The sequence below is a fragment of the Clostridium pacaense genome, from assembly GCF_020709765.2.
Classification (GTDB): Bacteria; Bacillota; Clostridia; order Lachnospirales; family Lachnospiraceae; genus Enterocloster; species Enterocloster hominis.
The window spans coordinates 526,360-547,854 of the sequence record NZ_JAJFEB020000001.1 but is presented as its reverse complement, the minus strand read 5'-3'; the positions used below and the strand labels follow the sequence as shown (position 1 = coordinate 547,854).

The 21,495-nt window shown below is 49.8% G+C and carries 20 protein-coding genes, 1 tRNA gene, 1 pseudogene and 1 riboswitch; of the genes and pseudogenes, 17 read left to right on the top strand and 5 right to left on the bottom strand.

All coding sequences use genetic code 11. The features are described from left to right. The first annotated feature begins 4 nt into the window (after window positions 1-4). The 9 genes from LK536_RS32175 (at window position 5) to LK536_RS32135 (ending at window position 10,384) form a co-directional block, all read left to right on the top strand. Window positions 5-1,045: an ATP--guanido phosphotransferase gene (locus tag LK536_RS32175; protein ID WP_227795002.1), complete on the top strand. Its 1,041-nt coding sequence runs from the start codon at window positions 5-7 to the stop codon at window positions 1,043-1,045. A 25-nt stretch (window positions 1,046-1,070) separates the two neighbouring features. Further along, the gene (locus LK536_RS32170) at window positions 1,071-3,704 is read left to right on the top strand and encodes an ATP-dependent Clp protease ATP-binding subunit (protein ID WP_227795001.1); all 2,634 of its coding nucleotides are present in this window, start codon (window positions 1,071-1,073) and stop codon (window positions 3,702-3,704) included. Between the two features lie 87 nt (window positions 3,705-3,791). Next, on the top strand, window positions 3,792-4,208 hold the full coding sequence (locus LK536_RS32165; protein ID WP_008725060.1) for a hypothetical protein: 417 nt from the start codon (window positions 3,792-3,794) through the stop codon (window positions 4,206-4,208). Between the two features lie 116 nt (window positions 4,209-4,324). Then, the gene (gene radA, locus LK536_RS32160) at window positions 4,325-5,716 is read left to right on the top strand and encodes a DNA repair protein RadA (protein ID WP_008725062.1); all 1,392 of its coding nucleotides are present in this window, start codon (window positions 4,325-4,327) and stop codon (window positions 5,714-5,716) included. A gap of 15 nt (window positions 5,717-5,731) precedes the next feature. Continuing rightward, complete coding sequence (locus LK536_RS32155) at window positions 5,732-6,517, top strand: HD domain-containing protein (protein ID WP_227795000.1); 786 nt, start codon at window positions 5,732-5,734, stop codon at window positions 6,515-6,517. 54 nt (window positions 6,518-6,571) lie between these two features. Next, a riboswitch (purine riboswitch) is annotated at window positions 6,572-6,668 on the top strand. Window positions 6,669-6,810: 142 nt separating this feature from the next. Then, window positions 6,811-8,244: an NCS2 family permease gene (locus LK536_RS32150; protein WP_420315211.1), complete on the top strand. Its 1,434-nt coding sequence runs from the start codon at window positions 6,811-6,813 to the stop codon at window positions 8,242-8,244. Between the two features lie 277 nt (window positions 8,245-8,521). Beyond that, window positions 8,522-8,866, top strand: coding sequence for a hypothetical protein (locus LK536_RS32145; protein ID WP_227794999.1), 345 nt, complete (start codon window positions 8,522-8,524; stop codon window positions 8,864-8,866). Between the two features lie 41 nt (window positions 8,867-8,907). Next, window positions 8,908-9,393 carry a DUF3592 domain-containing protein gene (locus LK536_RS32140; protein ID WP_227794998.1) on the top strand — a complete coding sequence of 162 codons (486 nt, stop codon included), beginning with the start codon at window positions 8,908-8,910 and terminating at the stop codon, window positions 9,391-9,393. 76 nt (window positions 9,394-9,469) lie between these two features. Continuing rightward, a complete protein-coding gene (locus LK536_RS32135) occupies window positions 9,470-10,384 on the top strand; it encodes a YitT family protein (protein ID WP_025482169.1) in 915 nt (304 codons plus the stop codon). 53 nt (window positions 10,385-10,437) lie between these two features. Here the strand turns inward: LK536_RS32135 and LK536_RS32130 are convergent, their stop codons facing one another. From LK536_RS32130 to LK536_RS32120, 3 genes are all read right to left on the bottom strand, one after another. Beyond that, window positions 10,438-11,175, bottom strand: a complete 738-nt coding sequence (locus LK536_RS32130; RefSeq protein ID WP_120058211.1) for a helix-turn-helix transcriptional regulator — start codon at window positions 11,173-11,175, stop codon at window positions 10,438-10,440. Between the two features lie 68 nt (window positions 11,176-11,243). Then, complete coding sequence (locus LK536_RS32125; protein ID WP_227794997.1) at window positions 11,244-11,984, bottom strand: hypothetical protein; 741 nt, start codon at window positions 11,982-11,984, stop codon at window positions 11,244-11,246. 14 nt (window positions 11,985-11,998) lie between these two features. Beyond that, window positions 11,999-12,700 carry a DUF5058 family protein gene (locus LK536_RS32120; protein WP_227794996.1) on the bottom strand — a complete coding sequence of 234 codons (702 nt, stop codon included), beginning with the start codon at window positions 12,698-12,700 and terminating at the stop codon, window positions 11,999-12,001. 488 nt (window positions 12,701-13,188) lie between these two features. Between LK536_RS32120 and LK536_RS32115 the strand changes: the two genes are divergently transcribed. Both LK536_RS32115 and LK536_RS32110 read left to right on the top strand, forming a co-directional pair. Next, window positions 13,189-14,376 (top strand): CD0519/CD1768 family membrane protein, encoded by a 1,188-nt coding sequence (locus tag LK536_RS32115; RefSeq protein ID WP_120058214.1) that lies wholly within the window; start codon window positions 13,189-13,191, stop codon window positions 14,374-14,376. Between the two features lie 33 nt (window positions 14,377-14,409). Next, window positions 14,410-15,486 (top strand): M24 family metallopeptidase, encoded by a 1,077-nt coding sequence (locus tag LK536_RS32110; protein WP_120058215.1) that lies wholly within the window; start codon window positions 14,410-14,412, stop codon window positions 15,484-15,486. A gap of 234 nt (window positions 15,487-15,720) precedes the next feature. Here the strand turns inward: LK536_RS32110 and LK536_RS32105 are convergent. Next, a tRNA-Trp gene (locus tag LK536_RS32105) sits at window positions 15,721-15,791 on the bottom strand. Window positions 15,792-16,065: 274 nt separating this feature from the next. On the opposite strand from LK536_RS32105, the gene LK536_RS32100 reads away from it, so the two are divergent. From LK536_RS32100 to LK536_RS32075, 6 genes and pseudogenes are all read left to right on the top strand, one after another. After that, on the top strand, window positions 16,066-16,593 hold the full coding sequence (locus tag LK536_RS32100) for an O-acetyl-ADP-ribose deacetylase (RefSeq protein WP_008725113.1): 528 nt from the start codon (window positions 16,066-16,068) through the stop codon (window positions 16,591-16,593). Continuing rightward, a complete protein-coding gene (locus LK536_RS32095) occupies window positions 16,590-17,657 on the top strand; it encodes an MBL fold metallo-hydrolase (RefSeq protein WP_227794995.1) in 1,068 nt (355 codons plus the stop codon). The genes LK536_RS32100 and LK536_RS32095 overlap by 4 nt, the downstream gene beginning before the upstream one ends. Window positions 17,658-17,704: 47 nt before the next feature. Next, window positions 17,705-18,906 (top strand): annotated as a pseudogene (locus LK536_RS32090) (RtcB family protein). Window positions 18,907-18,916: 10 nt separating this feature from the next. Next, window positions 18,917-19,402 (top strand): deoxycytidylate deaminase, encoded by a 486-nt coding sequence (locus LK536_RS32085; RefSeq protein WP_120058218.1) that lies wholly within the window; start codon window positions 18,917-18,919, stop codon window positions 19,400-19,402. 38 nt (window positions 19,403-19,440) lie between these two features. After that, on the top strand, window positions 19,441-19,995 hold the full coding sequence (locus tag LK536_RS32080; RefSeq protein ID WP_227794994.1) for an RNA 2'-phosphotransferase: 555 nt from the start codon (window positions 19,441-19,443) through the stop codon (window positions 19,993-19,995). An 8-nt stretch (window positions 19,996-20,003) separates the two neighbouring features. After that, a complete protein-coding gene (locus tag LK536_RS32075) occupies window positions 20,004-21,077 on the top strand; it encodes a 5'-3' exonuclease (RefSeq protein ID WP_227794993.1) in 1,074 nt (357 codons plus the stop codon). 62 nt (window positions 21,078-21,139) lie between these two features. Here LK536_RS32075 and LK536_RS32070 read toward each other — a convergent pair whose 3' ends face one another. After that, a complete protein-coding gene (locus LK536_RS32070; RefSeq protein WP_227794992.1) occupies window positions 21,140-21,412 on the bottom strand; it encodes a GNAT family N-acetyltransferase in 273 nt (90 codons plus the stop codon). Window positions 21,413-21,495 lie beyond the last annotated feature (83 nt).

The window sequence follows — 21,495 nt, the reverse complement described above, 5'->3', positions numbered from 1 at the left end:
ATCCATGAGCAGATGGTATGACAGCGTGGACAACAAAAGTTCCAACATTGTTTACAGCCGCATCCGCCTGGCGCGCAACTGGGATGAGTATACATTTCCTTCCAGGATGACCAGGGAACAGTGCGGGGAAATGCTGGAACGCATGAGGGATGGGCTTAAGGACATAAGCAGCCTGGACGGAATGGAATACCGTTACGGACAGCTGGACGAGATGCAGGATCTGGAGAAGCTGGCGCTCAGGGAGCGCAGGATATTGAACCTGTCCGCTGTGAATAAGAAGGAACCGGCCGGTCTGTTCCTGTCAGAGGACGAGGGCAGCAGCATCGTGCTGGGCGGAGACGACCATATCAGGATGCAGTTCCTGGCATCGGGCCTTAAGCTGGATGAACTGTGGCACAGGGCAGATGTGATGGATGACTATATGAATGAGCGCTTTTCCTATGCCTTTGATGAGAAGTACGGCTACCTTACTTCATTCCCAACCAATGTGGGAACCGGGCTAAGGGCATGTGTGGTGCTTCACCTCCCAACCCTGTCCCAGGTCAGGAAGTTCCAGAGCATCGTGGGCGACATGAGCCGTTTTGGGACTGCAATCCGCGGACTGTATGGGGAGGGCGGCGATAATTATGGCAGCCTCTATGAAATCTCCAACCAGAGGACCCTGGGACAGTCGGAGCGGGAGATTGTGGAGCTGGTGACCAAGGCGGCGGCCCAGCTTAACAACCAGGAGATGAGGGTGAGGAATGCCACCCTCAATACCCAGAGGCTGGAGCGGGAGGACGAGGTTTATAAGTCCTACGGCGTACTTAAGTATGCCAGGAAAATATCGGAAAAGGATGCGCGCATCTTCATTTCCCAGCTCATGGCAGGGGAGGAGGACGGCCTTATGAGGCTGGATAAAAAATGCTCCCTTTACAGCCTGATTATCGGAATCAAGCCTGCCAATTTAAATCTCTGGGCCAAACGGCCATTGGATAAGGATGAGATGGATGCGGTAAGGGCAGCCTATGTGAGACAGAATTTACCTGAGATAGCAGATAAGTAATACTTGTAAGGAGGACACGGAATATATGATGGAACGATATACACCACAGGCCCAGGAAGCGCTGGGTCTTGCAGTGGAAGTGGCAGAGGGCCTGAACCATGGATATGTGGGAACCGAGCATCTGCTGATTGGACTTCTGCAGGAAGGCACCGGCGTTGCGGCAAAGGTACTGGATGACAACGGGGTGGAGGAGGACCGGGTGACCCAGCTGGTAAGCCAGCTGATCGCGCCCAACCCCACCATCCAGACCACGGGGCAGACCACCTATACCCCAAGGGCGCGCCGGGTCATAGAGAACAGTTACAGGGAAGCAGTGCGCTTTAAGGCGGCGCAGATAGGGACCGAGCACATACTGATTGCCATCCTGCGGGAAGGCGACTGTGTGGCAAGCCGGCTGCTGAACACCATCGGGGTCAGCATACAGAAGCTGTACATCGACCTGCTGGCAGCCATGGGCGAGGATGCGCCTGCGGTAAAGGACGAGATTGGCGCCAAGGGCGCAAGGAAGGGCAATGCAACCCCTACCCTGGACAGCTACAGCCGCAACCTGACCCAGCTGGCGGCAGAGGGCAGGCTGGATCCTGTCATCGGCCGTGAACAGGAGATTCAGAGGGTCATCCAGATCCTGAGCCGACGCACCAAGAATAACCCATGCCTTATCGGTGAACCAGGGGTGGGCAAAACCGCGGTTGTGGAAGGCCTGGCCCAGATGATTACGGCAGGCAATGTGCCGGATACCATTGCGGACAAGAGGGTCATGACGCTGGATTTATCCGGCATGGTGGCCGGCTCCAAGTACAGGGGCGAGTTTGAGGAGCGGATAAAGAAGGTGATTTCCGAGGTCATCGAGTCAGGGGATGTGCTTTTGTTCATCGATGAAATCCACACCATCATCGGCGCGGGCGGAGCAGAGGGCGCCCTGGATGCCTCCAATATCCTAAAGCCTTCCCTGGCCAGGGGCGAGCTGCAGCTGATCGGCGCAACCACCATCAATGAGTACCGCAAGTATATTGAGAAGGATTCCGCCCTGGAGCGGCGTTTCCAGCCGGTGACGGTGGATGAGCCCACGGAAGAGGAATCCGAGGCAATCCTTAAGGGCCTGCGCAGCCGCTATGAAGAACACCACAAGGTGGAAATCACGGACGACGCCCTGGCGGCGGCAGTGAAACTCAGCAGCCGCTATATCAATGACAGGTTCCTGCCGGATAAGGCCATTGACCTGATTGACGAGGCTTCATCCAGGGTAAGGCTGATGAATTATACAAAGCCTGCCAAGATTAAGGATTATGAGGCGGAGATTGACGCCCTGGAGGAGGGCAAGGAAGAGGCCATCAAGAAAGAAGCCTACGAAAAGGCGGGGGAGATTAAGAAAAAGCAGGAAAAACTCAGGGAAAAGATTGCCCAGACCATGGAAAAGTGGCAGAAGGAAAAGGAAACCAGGAAACTGGTTGTAAGTGAGAACGAGATTGCGGATGTGGTATCAGGCTGGACCAAGATTCCGGTGAGGAAGCTGGCGGAGGAGGAGTCCGAGCGCCTGATGAACCTGGAAGGCATCCTCCACGAGCGCGTGGTGGGCCAGGAAGAAGCGGTGACCGCGATTTCCAAGGCCATCCGAAGAGGACGGGTAGGACTTAAGGACCCGGGCCGCCCCATTGGCTCCTTCCTGTTCTTAGGACCAACGGGCGTGGGCAAGACAGAGCTTTCAAAGGCATTGTCCGAGGCCATGTTCGGCACCGAGAATGCACTGATACGTGTTGATATGTCGGAATATATGGAGAAGCACAGCGTGTCCAAAATGATTGGATCACCGCCAGGATATGTGGGCTACGACGAAGGCGGACAGCTCAGCGAGAAGGTCAGGCGCAACCCCTATTCAGTGATTCTTTTTGATGAGATAGAGAAGGCCCATCCGGACGTATTCAATATCCTGCTCCAGGTGCTGGACGACGGTCATATCACGGATGCCCAGGGCCGTAAGATTGACTTTAAGAATACCATCATCATCATGACAAGCAATGCGGGAGCGGAAAACATCATATCCCCCAAGCGTCTTGGATTCGGCATGACAAGCGATGCCAAGGCAGATTACAATTTCATGAAGGACCGGGTGATGGATGAGGTGAAACGCCTCTTTAAGCCGGAGTTCCTCAACAGGATTGATGAAATCATCGTGTTCCACCAGCTGACCAAGGAGCATATCCGCGGAATTGCCGACATCATGCTGAGGACCATCGGGAAGCGCAGCAAGGAACAGCTGGGGATTCAGCTGGCTGTAACGGATGGGGCCAGGGAGTACCTGATTGACAAGGGGTACGACGACAAATATGGGGCAAGGCCCTTAAGACGTACCATCCAGAACCTGGTAGAGGATAAGATGGCAGAGGAAATGCTGGACGGCAGCATCAAGGCCGGAGACACGGTGACCGTGGATTTCGATGGCGAGAAGCTGACTTTTAAAGCCAGGTCAAAAGCAGCTCCCAGACGTAAGGCAGCGGGGAGCAAGGAGGCAGGAGCCAGGACTGCGGGCAGTAAGAACGGCGTCAAGACCGGCACAAAGACTGGTACAAAGGGAGACGCCGGGTCAGGCGCCAAGACCGGTGCCAGGCCAGGTCCGGCCAAGTCCGGTTCAGGCAAGGCCTCTGCGGGGAAATCAATTTAAGAATTATTTCACTGGTCATTTGGGATGGATTGATGTATAATTTTTATGAGGAAGTTACTTAAGCACAATTAGCAGGAGGATAAGAAGATGCCGGTCATTGAAGAATTAATCTGCACGGAGCAGGATGGCACCATTAGTTTTGGCAATTACAAGTTAGGGCAGAAGGCAAAGAAGTCCGATTTTGAATATCAGGGAGACATGTATAAGGTCAAGACCTACAACGAGATTACCAAGCTGGAGCGCAATGACATGTTTGTATATGAATCTGTTCCGGGAACCGCGGCAGAGCACTTCAGGGTTACGGATGAAGGCGTGGAATTCACTGTGGAAGGCAGCAAGGATGCGCAGATTACGGTGCAGCTGGAGAACGATACGGATTATGATATTTATGTGAATGACTCAGCGGTTGGAAACATGATGACCAATATGAGCGGCAAACTCAGCGTGAGTGTTGAACTGGAGGAAGGTATTTCCGTTCAGGTGAAGGCTATCAGGCGGGTGTAAGTTGGGAAAGTAAGTCAGGAATGTAAGTTAAAGGGCCGGAAGCAATTCCGGCCTTTTTCTGTGAACCGGGGCGTGTCTGGAACATGCCTCCGTGAACATGCGGACAGGAGGAAGAGATGGCAAAAGCAAAGACAACTGCATTTTTCTGTAAGGAATGCGGTTATGAATCATCAAAGTGGATGGGGCAGTGCCCGGGCTGCAGATCCTGGAATACCATGGTGGAGGAACCGCTGGCCCCGTCTTCGGGCAGTTCGGGAACAAAAGGCCGGAGCAGCCTTATAAGCCAGTCAGGAAGCGGTGCAGGTCATGTAAAGCCCGCGCTGCTGTCGGAGATTAATATTGAGGAACAGGACAGGATATCCACTGGTTTTGGGGAGCTGGACCGTGTATTGGGGGACGGGATCGTATCCGGTTCCCTGGTGCTGGTGGGAGGCGACCCCGGCATCGGCAAATCCACCCTGCTGCTTCAGGTGTGCAGGCATCTGGCCGGGGCAGGCCGTAAGGTGCTGTACATATCAGGCGAGGAATCCCTGAAGCAGATTAAGATGAGGGCCAACCGGATTGGCCCGGTGACAGGGGAGCTGCGTTTTCTGTGTGAGACCAGCTTAGACCGGATTGAGCATGCCATTGAGACGGAAATGCCTCAGATTGCCGTCATAGACTCCATCCAGACCATGTACCGGGAAGAGATATCCTCTGCACCGGGAAGCGTAAGCCAGGTAAGGGAGTCCACCGCCATACTGATGCAGATAGCCAAGAGCCGGGGCATTGCCATCTTTGTGGTGGGCCATGTGACAAAAGAAGGCGTGGTTGCAGGCCCCCGGGTATTGGAACACATGGTGGACACGGTACTGTACTTTGAAGGGGACAGGAATGCCTCCTACCGCATCCTGCGCAGCGTCAAGAACCGCTTTGGGTCCACCAATGAAATCGGTGTGTTCGAGATGCAGGAGGAGGGGCTGGCGGAGGTTGAAAACCCCTCGGAATACATGCTGGACGGGCGCCCGGAGGAAGCGTCAGGCGCAGTGGTGTCCTGCTCATTGGAGGGGACAAGGCCCATCCTTTTGGAGGTCCAGGCCCTGGTTGCCGAGACCAGCTTCGGCATGGCCCGGCGTACGGCAGCCGGAACGGACTATAACCGTGTGAACCTGCTTATGGCTGTTCTTGAAAAACGCTGCCACTATGAGATGTCGCGCCTGGATGCTTATGTGAACATTGCAGGCGGTATGAAGATGAATGAACCCGCCCTGGACCTGGCCATTGTCATGGCCCTTATCTCCAGCTACAAGGACCGGCCTGTGGACCCGCGGATGATCATATTCGGCGAGGTAGGGCTTTCAGGCGAGGTCCGGGCCGTGTCCCAGGCCGACCAGCGGGTGAATGAAGCCGCCAAACTGGGCTTTACCTCCTGCATGCTGCCAAAGGTCTGCATGGATAAGATGAAGCCGGTGGAAGGCCTGAAACTCATAGGGGTTTCCAATGTCAGGGAGGCCATTAACGTTTTGTAGGAAGGAGGATGGGCCATGGAGGCGGAAAACGGCTGTGCGGCATTTACAAAGGCTGTCCTGGATAAAGGACTGCCAGATGATTCCCAGGCCCAGGAGTTTCTTTTTGACATGGTTCCGGAGTTGAAAGCCATGGTTGGATATGAACAGAATAACATCCATCACGTGTATGATGTGTGGCGGCATACCATGAAGGCGCTGTCCTCTGCAGGTGATGATACAATTGTCCGCCTGGCTGTTTTATTCCATGATATCGGGAAGCCCCAGTGCTATACGGAAGATGAACGCGGTACCGGACATTTCTATGGACACGGGGCCGTATCCGCGGGAATGACAGGCAGGATAATGGACCGTCTGGGCTTTGACCATGATACAAGGGAAAAGGTGGTGGAGCTTGTAAAATATCATGACCTGGACCTGCATGGGAAGCATAAAAGCGTGAGGACCTGGCTGAACCGGCTGGGGAAAGAACAGTTTTACCGGCTTTTAGAGGTATTCCGGTGTGATGCGGCGGGACAGAATCCTGAATATCTTGAGGCGGACAATGCAAGGACAGACCGGGTTGAAGCTGTATTAGATGAAATACTTGCAACGGAAAACTGTTTCAGGATAAAAGATCTGGCAGTCACGGGCCATGACCTGATCCGGATGGGCTGCCCACAGGGAAGGCAGGTGGGGGAAATGCTGCAGCGGCTATGGGAGGCAGTATCTTCCGGCGCCGTATCCAATGAGCCGGAATTATTGCTGGACAAGGCCAGGGAATGGTTGTGTGCATATTGCACAAAAACGGATGAAAAATATTGAGAAAAAAAGCCAATAGACTAAAAAACTTTTAGGGTATATAATTATTTTTGTATTCAATATTGGTGCTATTCACTATGTATATCCTGAGAATTGGCTCAGAGTTTCTACCAACTGCCGTAAAGAGTTGACTACATGGATGGGGTACGTTAGGACAATGCCCTGATGTAGTTGGCTCTTTTTTTGGTGCCAGAAAACGGTTGGCGGAAAGGAGTGGTGACAGAAAGCCTGTAAGGTCCAGCTACATGAATCACAGCCCTAGAAATCTGATGACATCATACAGATTAAAACAAAACATGGAGGACATAGCATTGGATCAGAAAAAAGGATTGATAGACCGCTATTTTGGAGTATCCCGGAATCACTCAACCATCCGGACAGAGGTACTCGCAGGAATCACCACATTCATAACCATTGCCTACATATTAATTTTAAACCCTCAGGTTTTATCTGACCCGTACATGATTATGGGCGATACCATAATGGCGGGCAAAATTGCAAACGGCGTATTTATCGGAACATGTATCGGGGCATTTGTGGGAACAGCCCTCTGCGCATTGTATGCCAAGGTTCCCTTTGCCCAGGCGCCGGGCATGGGCCTGAATGCATTTTTTGCCTACACGGTGGTGCTGGGGATGGGCTATACATATGGCCAGGCCCTGGTAGTCGTGTTCATATCAGGTATTTTCTTTATTGTCATCACTGCCATCGGACTCAGGGAGGCAATCATCCGGTCCATACCGGATGCGGTGAAGACAGCTATCACGCCGGGTATCGGATTGTTTATCACCATCATAGGACTTAAGAACGCAGGCATTGTCATTGCCAATCCGGCCACCCTTGTCAGTCTTGTGGACTTCTCACAGTGGAAGGCGGACGGCGCGGACATGGCCCTGATCAACGGGGCGCTGGTGGCGCTGTTAGGCCTTGTCACCATGGGGATACTGCATGCAAGGAAAGTAAAAGGTTCCATCCTGCTGGGCATCGTGGCAGCCACCCTGATTGGGATTCCCCTGGGCATCACCCACATTTCCAATCTGGATATGAACATTGGGGTAAAATTCAGGGATTTTGCGGAAGTATCCTTTATGAAAATGGACTTTGCAGGGTTATTCGCAGGGGGGAACTTCATCGAGACCTTATTCACGGTCACCATGCTGGTAATCAGCTTCTCCCTGGTCAATATGTTTGATTCCATCGGCACCCTTCTTGGGGCCGCCAAACAGTCAGGCATGATTGACGAAAACGGGGAAGTCATCAACATGAAGCAGGCGCTGATGTCAGACGCGATATCCACGGCAGCAGGCGCAATGGTCGGAACCTCCACCGTCACGACCGTGGTGGAATCCAGCGCAGGAATCGCTGCAGGCGGAAGGACCGGGCTTACAAGCCTTGTCACGGCAGTCATGTTCCTGGCAGCCATTATCTTTGTTCCGGTGGTCAGCATCATCCCGGCGGCGGCAACAGCCCCGGCCCTGATCTTTGTAGGCATCCTGATGCTGGGTAATATCAGGGACGTGGACTTTGGCGACATGAGCAATGCACTTCCGGCTTTCTGTACCATCGTGTTCATGCCCTTTACCTACTCTATTGCAAACGGGGTTGCATTCGGCCTGATTACATACTGCCTGATGAAGCTTACCACAGGCAGGAAGCAGGACGTCAAGGCGCTGACCTTGATGATTTCGGCTGTGTTTATCGTAAGATATGCATTTATGACATTGGGATAAGTTGACCGGGACAAAATGACGGGACAAAATGACGGGACAAAATGACGGGACAAAATGACGGGACAAATTTACCGGATTGATTTACCGAGATGAATTAAACGGGATGGGTTGAAGAGGATAAATGAATGGGATATAGTGGTGGATATCCGGAATATGGATATTCATCACTATATTTTTATGCATTTCTGTGTTATTATGGCATATAGAAAATTCCGTACAGATACTGGACCGTGCGCCGGATTGGCAGTAACGGTTTTAAATGCAGGGGGAGTGCAGGATGACATATATATCGACTCAGGAGCTGTTTAAGGCATTTTATACGGTTAGGAAACGCCCGGGGATGTTTCTGTATCCTTTAACCCTTTCCTCCCTTGGAAACTACATAAATGGATACCGGTTGTGCTGCACCTTAAATGCCATACATCAGGAAGAGGATGACTTCCTGGAAAATTTTCGCATCTGGCTGCTGGACTGTTATGGCATGGAGCATACGAACCGTTTTTCCTGGTGGGGGATTGTGCTGGAAAATGGATCCGGTGACGGGCCGGAGGCATTGGATGAATTCTATAGGATGCTGGGAAGGTATCTGGAAGAACTGCAGATAACGGTTCCTGATGTATAAAAGAATGCGGAAAAGGAACCGGATGATTGGAGGCGATGAAATTGTCTGGACTGGGTAACGGTGCTTTTTTTCTTATGGTGCTGATCCTGCTGTTGGCAGGAATGGCCCTGTTTTTGCGCCATGGACAGAAAGAATCCGGGAAGAGGTTAAAGTCGAGGTGTACCGGGAAGACATCCGGCACACTGGAATATGTGGACCGCGGATGTTACTTTAACGGATTTAAACTATCCAAACACGGGTGGGGGAATTATATGTACGGCCCATCTTTTGTGATTACCAGTCATGCCGTTTATACATACAGTGTGGACGGAACCAGGTATTTAGGCATTGACGCCAGGAATCCCCTTACATTGTCCGGGGGAAGGAACCGTGGGGAAGAGGCGGAAATTTATTATAACCCCCATGATGTCACGGAATTCTATTGTCCAAGTGAAGACAGGAATATAATATATGCGGATTTAATCGTGGCCGGTTTTGCGGCCGCGGTTATTGGAATCATCTATTATTTTATGTACGTTTGGAAATGATGCCTGGAAATCGTATCCGGGCATTATATCCGGGAATGACGGGCAGCGGATTAATTAAGCAGCAGGAGGTATATAGATGGAAGAACATGGGACGGTTTCCGGGTTATACCAGAAAAATCTGGAGAAGTTGGAAAAAAACAAAAGGTGGAGGAATGCAGCTTCAATTGTCTGCATCCTGCTGGGAAGCTTTATCGTGGCAGTCAATATGAATACCTTTGTGGAACAGGGAAAACTGGTGCCGGGAGGTTTCTCAGGACTTGCCAAGCTGATACAGAGGGTGGGTCTGACTTATTATGATACCAGGATTTCATTTACCCTGCTCAACGTGGTGTTCAATGCAGTGCCTGCCGTGTTCGCTTACCGCCTGGTAGGAAAGAAGTTCACCATCCTTTCCTGCGTCAGCCTGTTTACGGTATCCATCCTGGTGGATGAACTGCCTGTCATCCCGATTACAGGGGACATCCTGCTGATTTCGGTTTTCGGCGGAATCATCAATGGCCTGGGGATGAGCCTTGTCCTGAACAGCAATGCCAGCGGCGGAGGAACGGACTTCATAGCCATGTCCCTTTCCGCTAAGTATAAGGTATCCACATTTAACTACATGCTTTTGTTCAGCGCTGTCATCATCCTGATTTCGGGCGCCATATTTGGAATGGATAAAGCATTGTATTCCATTATTTTCCAGTTCTGCAACACACAGGTCATCAATACATTCTATAAGAAATATAAGAAAAAGACCCTGATGATTGTCACGGACAATCCGGCCGCTGTCTCGGCGGACCTGCTGGAACTTACTAACCATAGCAGTACCATACTGAAAGGCTTTGGCTCTTACACGGCCCATAAGAAATATCTGATATATACCGTGCTTTCGGATGGTGATGTGAGGAAAATGAAAAAACGTATCCGTGAGCAGTATCCGGATACGTTCGTGAACGTCATCAATTCCAGTGACGTGGTGGGGAATTTTTATATACAGCCGTTTGAGTAAAGGGGCTGGTAAAATAAACACAAGCCTAGGGCATGGAAGAAATAGGAAGGCCGTCACATGGCTTTCCTGGATGGAGATGGTTTCTGGAACAGGTTCCTGTATTCACGTGGGGATATGTGTTCCAACCGTTTAAATGTCCTGGTAAAGGATGATGCGTTGTCATAGCCTACCTGAAGGGCTATTTCAATGATTTTATAGCCGGTATCCGCCAGCAGGGCCTTGGCCTTTTCAATCCGTACAATCTGGATGTATTCGCTGGGCAGGATGCCGGTTTTGCTTTTAAACCAATCCGTATAGTAGAACCGGTTATAGTTCTCTATTTCTGCCAGCTTGGCTACCGTGATATTTTCTGAAAAATTTTCCGCGATATACTTCAGGGAGCGGAAACTCTGTTTTTCCACAAACTTGTCATAAATATAATAAAATAAATACCGCACGGAATCAGAAGCCGGATTCATGGTGATTTCGTGGTGAATCAGTTCTATGACGGGCATTAAGGTACTGCTGATTGGAAGTATCCGGTTGGCGGAGAATATGGCATAATCCTTCTTTTTTATCATTGTTTCCGGAATATCCATCACAATGTTATTTTTCTGGCACTTGCCGCTGAAGGTGTGATAGGAGTAGGGCAGGATGAATGACATGCTGCCAGGCATAAGGTAATAGCTCATCCCGTCATGCGTCAGATGAACCGGTTCTTTTATGGGGATGATGATATGCGCGTGGGGATGGGAATGTCCCTGTTCGTGGCTGGGAAAATCCACCATTTTACAGATTACTTTATTTGTCATGTTGTATTCGCCGTCCTTCTATCAATTAGCCCCCGGTCAGCTCTGAGAGGGGGCTGGGTGATATGTTATCAGTTGCTTTCCTCTTTCTGGACTTCTTTGTCGGCCATCAGTTTGCCTACGAACATTGTTCCGAACACAGCTACGATTACTACAATATTGTAAGGTGCAAACGGGAGCCAGTCAAACAGATGGAGATTCACAAGAATGGTTAATCCCACTGCAAGGGAGATTGCAACAATGCCAAGCTTCTTGTTTTTCATAAAGAACTGGCCGAAAATCCCGCCGAATAATGCGGGCAATATGTAGTTTAATGTGGTGACGACATTGGCAGGAAGTTTGGCAAGGAGGGCAGAGCCGCCCAATACAGCGCCTGTGATAAGGAGGAGGCTGACTATATTGGAAACAGCAATGCCGATGGTTGCTATTACATTGCCTTTTTCGGTACCGGCATCAACGTTGGCACCCTGCTGGGCAGCGGCCAGGGCCGGAAGCCTTAAATTTGAAATATTGCCCGAAAGGAAAGACATGAACATACCGGGCATACCTAACATGGGATACATGGCAATGGGGTCCACCAGCCAGGAAACCAGGGTACCTGACATTAGCTGCAGCGTACTTCCGGCCACAATCATACTGAAGCTTGGGGTGATACCGAACACCATGGAGATTACCATGGCCGGCAGGAATGCAAGGATGATTCCGAGTGTATTAGTAATCATGCCCCATTTATAAATACCGGGAATATATTCTTTTTCATAATATGCAGCGGATGTTCCGTTTCCTGCGGCAATGGCTGCTTCTGTACTCATATGCATATCCCTCCTTAATTTAAAAGTGTGATTGGTATGGTGACCACCATTCCGGACACCATTGCAATGGTAAGTGACCAGTCGCTGACCCATTGTTTACCGGTCTTCTTAGCAAGTGTCACCATGGTGCACATTACAACAAATCCCACGATGACGGCAACGGTTCCGGCATCCAGATTGACCAGACGACCCGCACATAAATTACCGAAGCATCCAAGCATTGCGCCTACCGATACCATGCCCAGGACCTTCTGGTTATTGCCAGCAATCATGTGGGTCATTTTGTCGAATTTTTTTGCAAACAGGACGGTCATTAACAGCCAGCCAACGGAACAGATGGTCATTGTCCATACGGCATTGGCAAATGCCAGGGGTGTCATTGTGTCAAATGTGGCATTGGCTGCCTGGGCGCCGAATGTGGCTGCGGTCAATTCATATTGCACAGCTCCGATAAAAGACAGGCGGAGCCAGGAGATGGGTCCTCCCATGGCCAGAACCAGTCCTAAAGCCCCGATGGCCACAACAACAGATGGTCCAAATGATGCAATTGCGCTGCTGCGCACAGCGCTGTTAATCTGGTGCTTCGTGATTCCAAGGGCATTTGCCGCGTTCAGTGATTTACAGACAAATATGACTGCCTGAAAAGCAATCAGTAAAACTGGAATCGCACAGGCAATCCATAGGGTTGGGCTGTTCGCTATCTGCAGATAATCCATTTTAATACCTCCCAATAACATGATGTGTTGTATCCTGATTTTAATATATTGTTTTATTCCGTCCTGATTTGACTTTATCTCAGAAATATTCAGAAGGTAACGATTGATATCATGCAGATTCCCAATTGCATTTGTATATTTTTCTTCTGTACGCCAATATAAAGTCTGATAATTATTAAAAAGATTGGAAAAAACAAACTATATTTTTTCAGAACCTGCAACAATTATATATAAAAAAACAAAAAAATACAATATATATGTACAAAATATATAAAAACCTGAGAAAACGCATGGTATTTATGAGATATTGATAAAATTATGTAAAATTAGTGGGGGGGGGGGGTAAAAAATCAGAAAATAGTATAAATTAAATCCTTGCATGAGAAAACGGATGATTGTACCTGAAGTATGGTAAAGTTTTTATGGGTATTATGTGATACAATGCTAATAACGATTGCAAGCAGATTTCCAAAATGTAAAGGAGTTAGATGAAGCTTAACAAACAACAGATTCCCCCTGCCGGGTATAAGGAGGCAGTCAGTCTGGAAGGCGGGGTATGTATATGTTCCATTAGCATCCTGTTTGGGATTATCGGTATAAAGATGGGCGGGGTCAATATGGTTAACACCATGTTAAACACAGCCTATTCGCTTTTGATGGAAACCGTATGGTATATTACGGCAATTGCAGTGGTGGCAGGGGCTTTGTCCGGAGTTCTGGCGGAATTTGGCGTCATTTCAATTGCAAACCGGCTGATTTCGCCGCTTATGTATCCTTTATACCGCCTTCCGGGAGCCAGTATCATCAGTGTATTTGCTACTTATTTTTCTGATAATCCTGCGGTCCTGACTTTATGTGATGATGTACGGTTCCGAAGGTATTTCAAACGTTATCAGCTTCCGGCCCTGACAAATCTGGGTACAGCATTTGGGATGGGTCTTATCATATCCGTTTTCCTGGTCAGCCTGCCCCTGGCGGATGGAGGTTCATTTACATCAGCTGTCATGATAGGGAATATTGCGGCTGTCATAGGAAGCATTATCAGTACAAGACTTATGATAAGCAGGACCAGCAGGTTTTATGGCGTGGAACAGGGATATGAAAATGAGGACAGTGAGCAGGTAGACCTTATCCGTTACAGAAAAGTACGGGAGGGAACCAGGGCCGGCCGTTTGCTTAATGCGCTGTTGGAAGGCGGACAGTCCGGTGTAAAGATGGGGGTTGCCATCATACCAGGTGTGCTGATTATCTGTACTATTGTATTGATGCTTACCAATGGGCCTGGGGACGGCGGGATATATACTGGGGCAGCCTATGAGGGGGTGGCATTTTTTCCCTGGATAGGAGAAAAATTAGGTTTTATTTTTGTCCCGCTCTTTGGATTTTCTTCTCCGGCAGCAATATCCGTACCAGTGACTTCACTTGGTTCTGCCGGGGCGGCAATCAGCCTGATACCCGCCATGGTGGCAGGCGGATTGGCCCATGCCAATGACATTGCCGTATTTACCGCCATGTGCATGTGCTGGAGCGGATACCTCAGCACCCATGTTGCCATGATGGACAGCCTGAATGAGAGGAGGTTTACCGGAACAGCCATTGCCTGCCATACTATTGGAGGATTATGTGCCGGGATTTCGGCTAATCTTCTGTACAGGCTGTGGACTATGTTACTATAAGATTAAAAGGATATAAATAACAGGAGGTATGATATGAAATCTGAACGTGTACAGAAGCTTTGTAGTAAAATGAAAGAGTATGGGGTAGACCAGGTAATCGTCACATCAAAAGCCAATGTGTTTTATTTTTCAGGTGCGTATATGGATCCCATGCGGCGTCTGCTGGCATTGATCATCAATGCAGACGGCAGTGCAATCTACTATGTAAACCGTTTATTCCACGTGGATCCCAGTGTCATGGCAGAGCTTGTATTGTGGGATGATACCCAGGACCCCACACAGTTAATGGGAAAGGCCATTAAGGAAGGCGGCACGGTTGTGGTGGACCAGGACTGGCAGGCCAGGTTCCTGTTAGGCTTAATGAACGCCCAGCCTAATGCCAGGTATGTCAATATGCCGAAACTGGTGGATGATTTGCGCATGATTAAGGATGAGGAGGAACTTGATATCCTAAAAACCTCTTCCCTGATTAATGATAAGGTCCTGGCTGAAATATTTGAGAATATCAATGGTGATATCAGTGAACTGGAACTGTCCCGTATGCGTTATGGATTATTTGCCCAATATGGGGCAGATGCCTATGGGACCAATGTGATATTCTCCTATGGCGCCCACTGTGCCGAAGCCCATCATGTATCAGATGATACCAGGTTAACTCCTGGTGACTGTATCATGTTTGATTTAGGTGCGCCCTATGGACATTACTGTTCCGATCAGACACGTACTGTCTTTTACAAGGAAGTATCTCCTGAAATGGAGAAGATTTATGACATCGTCCTGAAGGCCCACCTGCAGGCATCTGCCGCAATCAAACCAGGCGTTGCGTGTTCGGAAATTGACAGGATTGCCAGGGATATCATAACCAATGAAGGTTACGGGCAGTACTTTACTCACAGGACTGGACATGGCATTGGCCTGGATTCCCATGAGTTTCCGGATATCAGCCTGTCCTGCAGCGAACCATTGCAGAAAGGCATGGTATTCTCCGTGGAACCGGGAATCTACCTGCCGCAAAAGGGTGGTGTACGTATTGAGAACCTTTTTGTCGTGACCGAAGATGGGGCATTATCCTTAAACCATCTGCCCAGGGAATTGACGGTAATTGAATAAATATAAGAAAAGAGATGCGGATACGCGGAAATGTGTGTCCGCATTTTTGGCGGTGTACTGTGGAATTCAGGGGGAGGACAGACGGGGAAGAAAATGAAAGCAGAGGGATTAAACCCAACCGCCCTGTTTTAATTTATCAGCCCTCCCCGAAATAAACAAAATAAAAGCCAGAAAACCTTTAAGATAAAGGACTTCTGACCTCATTCGGGTTGGGCTATTCGTTAAAATAGTCAGCAGGGGAAGAGGGGCTCGAACCCCCATCTACGGTTTTGGAGACCGCTGCTCTACCATTGAACTATTCCCCTTTGTCGGCTGCATTTCTGAACCTCAATAAGGATACCATATGATTTGAAAAGTGTCAACCACTTTTTTTGATTTATTCCGTTTCTATTACAAATCCCTCTATTACAAGTCTCTATTACAAAAATTTCCGTTTTTTTACAACTTTTATAGTGCCGCTATTGTTTTGCTTAAGATTATGCTATGATATTAGAAATGGTTTTGATATAATATTATGAGGGCAAAATAGATAGTTCCAATCAGAATGTAACCTGAACCATCATTAGGGGGTTGATATTAATGAAAACAAAGATACAGACAGTGCTAGGCGATATAACAAAGATACAGGGGATGGATGCCATTGTCAATGCGGCTAATTCCTCCTTACTCGGAGGCGGGGGAGTGGATGGCGCCATTCACCGGGCAGCGGGCAAGGAGCTTTTGGCGGAATGCAGGCTTCTTGGGGGATGTAAGACCGGGCAGGCCAAGCTTACAAAGGGGTATGGCCTGCCCTGCACCTATATCATCCATACGGTTGGTCCGGTATGGAATGGGGGAACGCACAATGAAGCAGGGCTTCTGGCCTCCTGTTATCAGAATTCACTTGATATTGCAGTAAAGAAGGGTATTAAAAAGATAGCATTTCCTTCTATTTCAACGGGAATTTATCATTTTCCGGTGGAGCTGGCCGCAGAAAGCGCCGCGGCTGCGGTTAAGCAGTTCCTATTGGAGCATGACGGGGCTTTGGATGAGATTACATGGGTGCTTTTTGACACCAGGACAAAGCTGATATATGATTCTGTAGTCAGCAGGGAGTTTGGCAGATGAAACTGGAACAATTAACCGATAGGATTTTCTATTATCCCCATCAGCCGGAGACAGACCGCCCCATGCTGGCATATATTAATGGCTCCCGCATAAGCCTTGCAATAGACGCAGGCAATTCGGCTGCCCATGTGGATGGATTCTATGGGGCGCTGGAAGCAGCGGGTTTGAAGCTGCCTGATATGACGGTCATTACCCACTGGCATTGGAACCATACGTTTGGGATGCATCATATCCACGGTTTATCAGCCGCCCATGTGAAAACCAATGAAATGCTTAAGCAGGAGCGGATAAGGCTGGCGGACAGCGCTTATGCGGACGCGCTTAAGGAAGAGGACCCGTGCCTGAAACAGGAATATGCGGGTGGCAGGGAGATTGTGGCAATCCCGTCGGATATCGCATTTACTGATAAAATGACACTTAAACTGGGCGGTCTGACAGCTGATATTTTCCATGCGGTTTCCCCGCATTCAGAGGACACGGTGCTGGTTTATGTTCCTGAAGAAAAGGTGCTGTTCCTGGGGGATTCCACCTGTGGGGATTTTTACAATGGCGGCTATATGGATAAGGAAAGGCTGAAGACATTGGTACGGACCATTGAACGCATGGACTGCAGGTACTGCATATTAAGCCATGCAGGGCCACTGACTAAGAAAGAACTGCTGGATTATCTGGGCCTGGTCATGGCCGGGGATGAGGGCTGTGGTCAGCAGGAGAAACCGGATGCCACCGAAACGCTGCTATACAAGGTAGCATATCTGGTGGAGGTAGAAGACAGGGAAATTTCCACGAATCATGATAAAGAGGAATTGAGGAAGAGGATCTGGAAGGCGCTTCCAGACCAGGATATTGCCATAGACAGTGCCCATACCGCGGAGTGGTATTCCACCCAGGAGCTTTTGCTGAATCCCGGAACCATGAACTGTGGACGGTGCCATAAATGTAATGCATGGACAACGGACAGGGAGAAGCCGGACCCGGTCAGGGAACTGACCAACGGCGCGGTGGTGGATGGTGAGCTGCTTTGCGATGACTGCCTGCCAAAGGGGCATCCATGGGCATTCTGATCAGATATGGAATACGCTCCATCAGGCAGGATTTAAGGAGGACAGCGGTGATTGAACTGAAGGGCAGATACAACGAGGCAAAAATCTTCACGGATGTGGTGGATGACACATCGGTTGAACAGGTCATGCTTTTACTTAATCAGGAATTTGCGGCCGGAAGCAGGATACGTCTGATGCCGGATATCCATGCAGGGGCAGGATGCACCATTGGCACCACCATGACAATCAAGGACAAGGCAGTGCCCAACCTGGTGGGGTTGACATTGGCTGCGGCATGGAAGTGGTACGGCTGGAGGAGCGGCGTATTGACCTTCAGAAGCTGGACCGGCTTATCTATGACAGGATCCCGTCCGGTTTTAACATAAGGACACAGACACACAGATATTATGACCGGTGCAGGCTGGATGAACTGGGCTGTGCAAAAAACATTAACCTGGACCGGGCAGGGAAAAGCCTGGGGACACTGGGTGGCGGGAATCATTTTATTGAAGCTGACCAGGATGATGAGGGAAATATCTACCTGGTGGTGCATTCCGGAAGCAGGCATCTGGGACTGGAGGTTGCGGGGCATTATCAGGCCGAGGGATACCGGGCCTTAAACGGCAGTTCCCGGGAGGACCAGCAGAAGCTGATCATGGAACTGAAGGCCCAGGGCAGGGAGAAGGAAATCCAGAAGGCATTGAAGGAATTAAAGACCGGGGTACGCACGGAGGTTCCCAGGCAGCTGGCCTATGTGGAGGGACCTCTGTTTGGGCAGTATATCCATGATATGAAGCTGGTGCAGGAATTTGCGGTTTATAACCGTCAGGCCATGATGGATGAACTGGTCAGTGGGATGGGGCTGCATGTGGTCAGCCAGTTTACGACCATCCACAACTATATTGATACGGAACACATGATACTCAGGAAAGGCGCTGTGTCCGCAAGGAAAGGCGAAAGGCTGATAATCCCCATTAACATGAGGGATGGAAGCCTGATCTGCATCGGAAAGGGCAATGATGACTGGAATCAGTCCGCTCCCCATGGGGCGGGGAGGCTTATGAGCCGTATCCAGGCAAAGAATTCATTTTCCGTATCTGAGTTTGAAAAGCAGATGAAGGGAATCTACACGACATCGGTCAGCATGGAGACACTGGATGAATGTCCCATGGCATACAAAGGCATGAAGGATATTGTGGACAATATCGGGGACACGGCTGATATAGAAAAAGTGATAAAACCTATTTATAATTTTAAAGCAGGGACATGAGGGGAGATTCATGGTTAAACCGGACGGGATACAGAGGATATCCAAAATCGACACATATCTGAACGTGGCTGAGACATTTGCTTACAGAAGCACCTGCATCAAACGCAAATACGGTGCAGTGATTGTCAAGGACGATGTGGTGGTCTCAACCGGATACAATGGTTCCCCCAGGGGCTATGACAATTGCTGCGACATCGGCTCCTGTCCAAGGATTAAGCTTGGACTGCACCAGGGGGAGGGCTATGGCATGTGCAGGGCCATCCATGCGGAACAGAATGCACTGTTAAACTGTTCAAGGGAGCAGACCATGGGGGCAGACCTGTATCTGGCAGGCGTAAACCCTGCCGATAACACGGTCCACAGGGCAAAGCCATGTCCGGTATGCGCCAGGATGATCATCCAGGCAGGCATACGCAATGTAATCATGCGGGTGGGGGAGAAGGCGGACGAATATGTGTCGGTGCCTTCGGACCAGCTTGTCTGGCATAATGACTAAGGGTATATTTGGAAGAATCATTGACGGGAGAGATGGAGATGGGTAAAAGTAAACAGGATAAGTTAAGCGTATTCCTGAGCCTGGTACTCCGCCACGACCCGGACGCGGCAGGGATTTCCCTGGACGGTCACGGATGGGCGGATACACAGGAGCTGATTGCAGGCGTCAATGCCTCAGGACGGAGGCTTGACATGGAAATGCTGGAGGAGATTGTGCGCACGGATGAAAAGGGACGGTACAGCTTTAATGAGGATAAGACCCTGATCCGCGCAAACCAGGGGCACAGCATACCGGTGGATGTGGAACTGAAGCAGGCGGTTCCTCCGGAAAAGCTGTATCACGGGACGGCCAGCCGTTTTATGGACAGTATTAAGGGCCAGGGATTAAAGCCCATGAGCCGTCTGTACGTACATCTGTCAAAGGATTACAGCACGGCAGTTAAGGTGGGAAGCCGTCACGGACAGCCAATGGTGCTGGAGGTGGACGCCGGACGGATGGCACGGGACGGCGCGGTTTTTTATCTGTCTGAAAACGGTGTATGGCTGACCGGGTATGTTAAGCCGGAGTATTTAAGTATTGCAAAGGAAGGTTAGGAATTCATATGTCAGAGAATAAGTTTGTGATTGTGGACGGCTCATCACTGCTGTCCACCTGTTATTATGCTGTCCTGCCCAGGGAAATCATGTTTGCCAAAACAGATGAGGAAAAGCAGAAGCATTATGATAAGATACTGCACGCAGCGGATGGCACCTATACCAATGGGATATTTGGCGTGTTAAAGGCGGTGGTGTCCCTGCTCAAGAAGCAGCAGCCGGATCATGTGGCCTTCGTGTTCGACAAGACCAGGGACACGTTCCGCAGGGAACTGTACCCGGATTACAAGGGAACCAGGTCGGAAACCCCAAGACCTCTGAAGCAGCAGTTCGTGCTGCTGGAGCAGATCCTGGAGGATGCAGGGTTCAGGGTGCTTTACAGCAGCCGGTATGAGGCGGATGATTACGCAGGCAGCCTGGTGATGAAGTTCCGGGACCAGATCCCCATGGTTGTGATGACCAAGGACCATGACTATCTGCAGCTTGTAGATGATGGGCATAATGTAAGGGCCTGGATGGTGCAGTCCAGGCAGGAGAAGGCGGACGAACTGTATGATAAATATTACGCGCCCTATGGGATGGACAAAAAAAGCGTCAACCTTCCGGAAAAGACATTTGAGTTTACAGCGGAGCATGTCCTGGCGGAGGAAGGGGTATGGCCCCATCAGATAACGGATTTAAAGGGAATCCAGGGAGATACCTCTGACAATATACCGGGTGTAAAGGGCGTGGCAAGCGCTGCCCCCATCCTTTTGGGTGAATATGGCACCATTGAGGAAATCTATGCCGCCATCCACGAGGCTGAGAAGGATAAGGCCTCCTTAAAGGAGCTGCAGGACTTCTGGAAATCCGGCCTGGGAATCAGCCGTTCGCCCTATAAGGCCCTTACAAAGACAGGGGAAGAGGATGAACTTTGCGGCGAAGCAGCGGCATTGCTTTCAAAGCGGCTGGCAACCATTAAAACAGATATCGCAATTGAGGAGTCCCTGGATGATTTCCATGTTTCCGGCTATGATGAGGATAAGCTGAAGGCGTGGTGCAGGAAGCTGGATATAAAGGAAGAATCTGTTTTTGGAAAATAACAGGGAAAATAATATAGAAAGACAGAAATAGAAAAAGCAAACTGGTGGAACAGCCCCGGGGGCTATTTCACCAGTTTGCTGTATTCCGGATGTTTTTCAAACCATTTTACCGCATAGGAGCATGTGGGCACAGCCTTCTTGCCCTGGGACTGGATCTGGTCCGCGGCAGCTTCCATCAGTTTGCCGGCCATTCCCTGGCCCCTGAGGGATTCGTCCACAAATGTATGGTTAATATCCACGGTATTCCCATCTAGGTCCGGGAATGTGATTTCAGCAATGGCCTGTCCGCTGCCGTCCAGCAGGGCAATCCGGTTTGGGTAATACGTAAAATCCATTTTATTCCTCCTGTTTTCCGGCGCATATCACGCCGTTTTGGTGTGATTATATCATTTCCAGCCTATATCCGCAAGGGGATTAT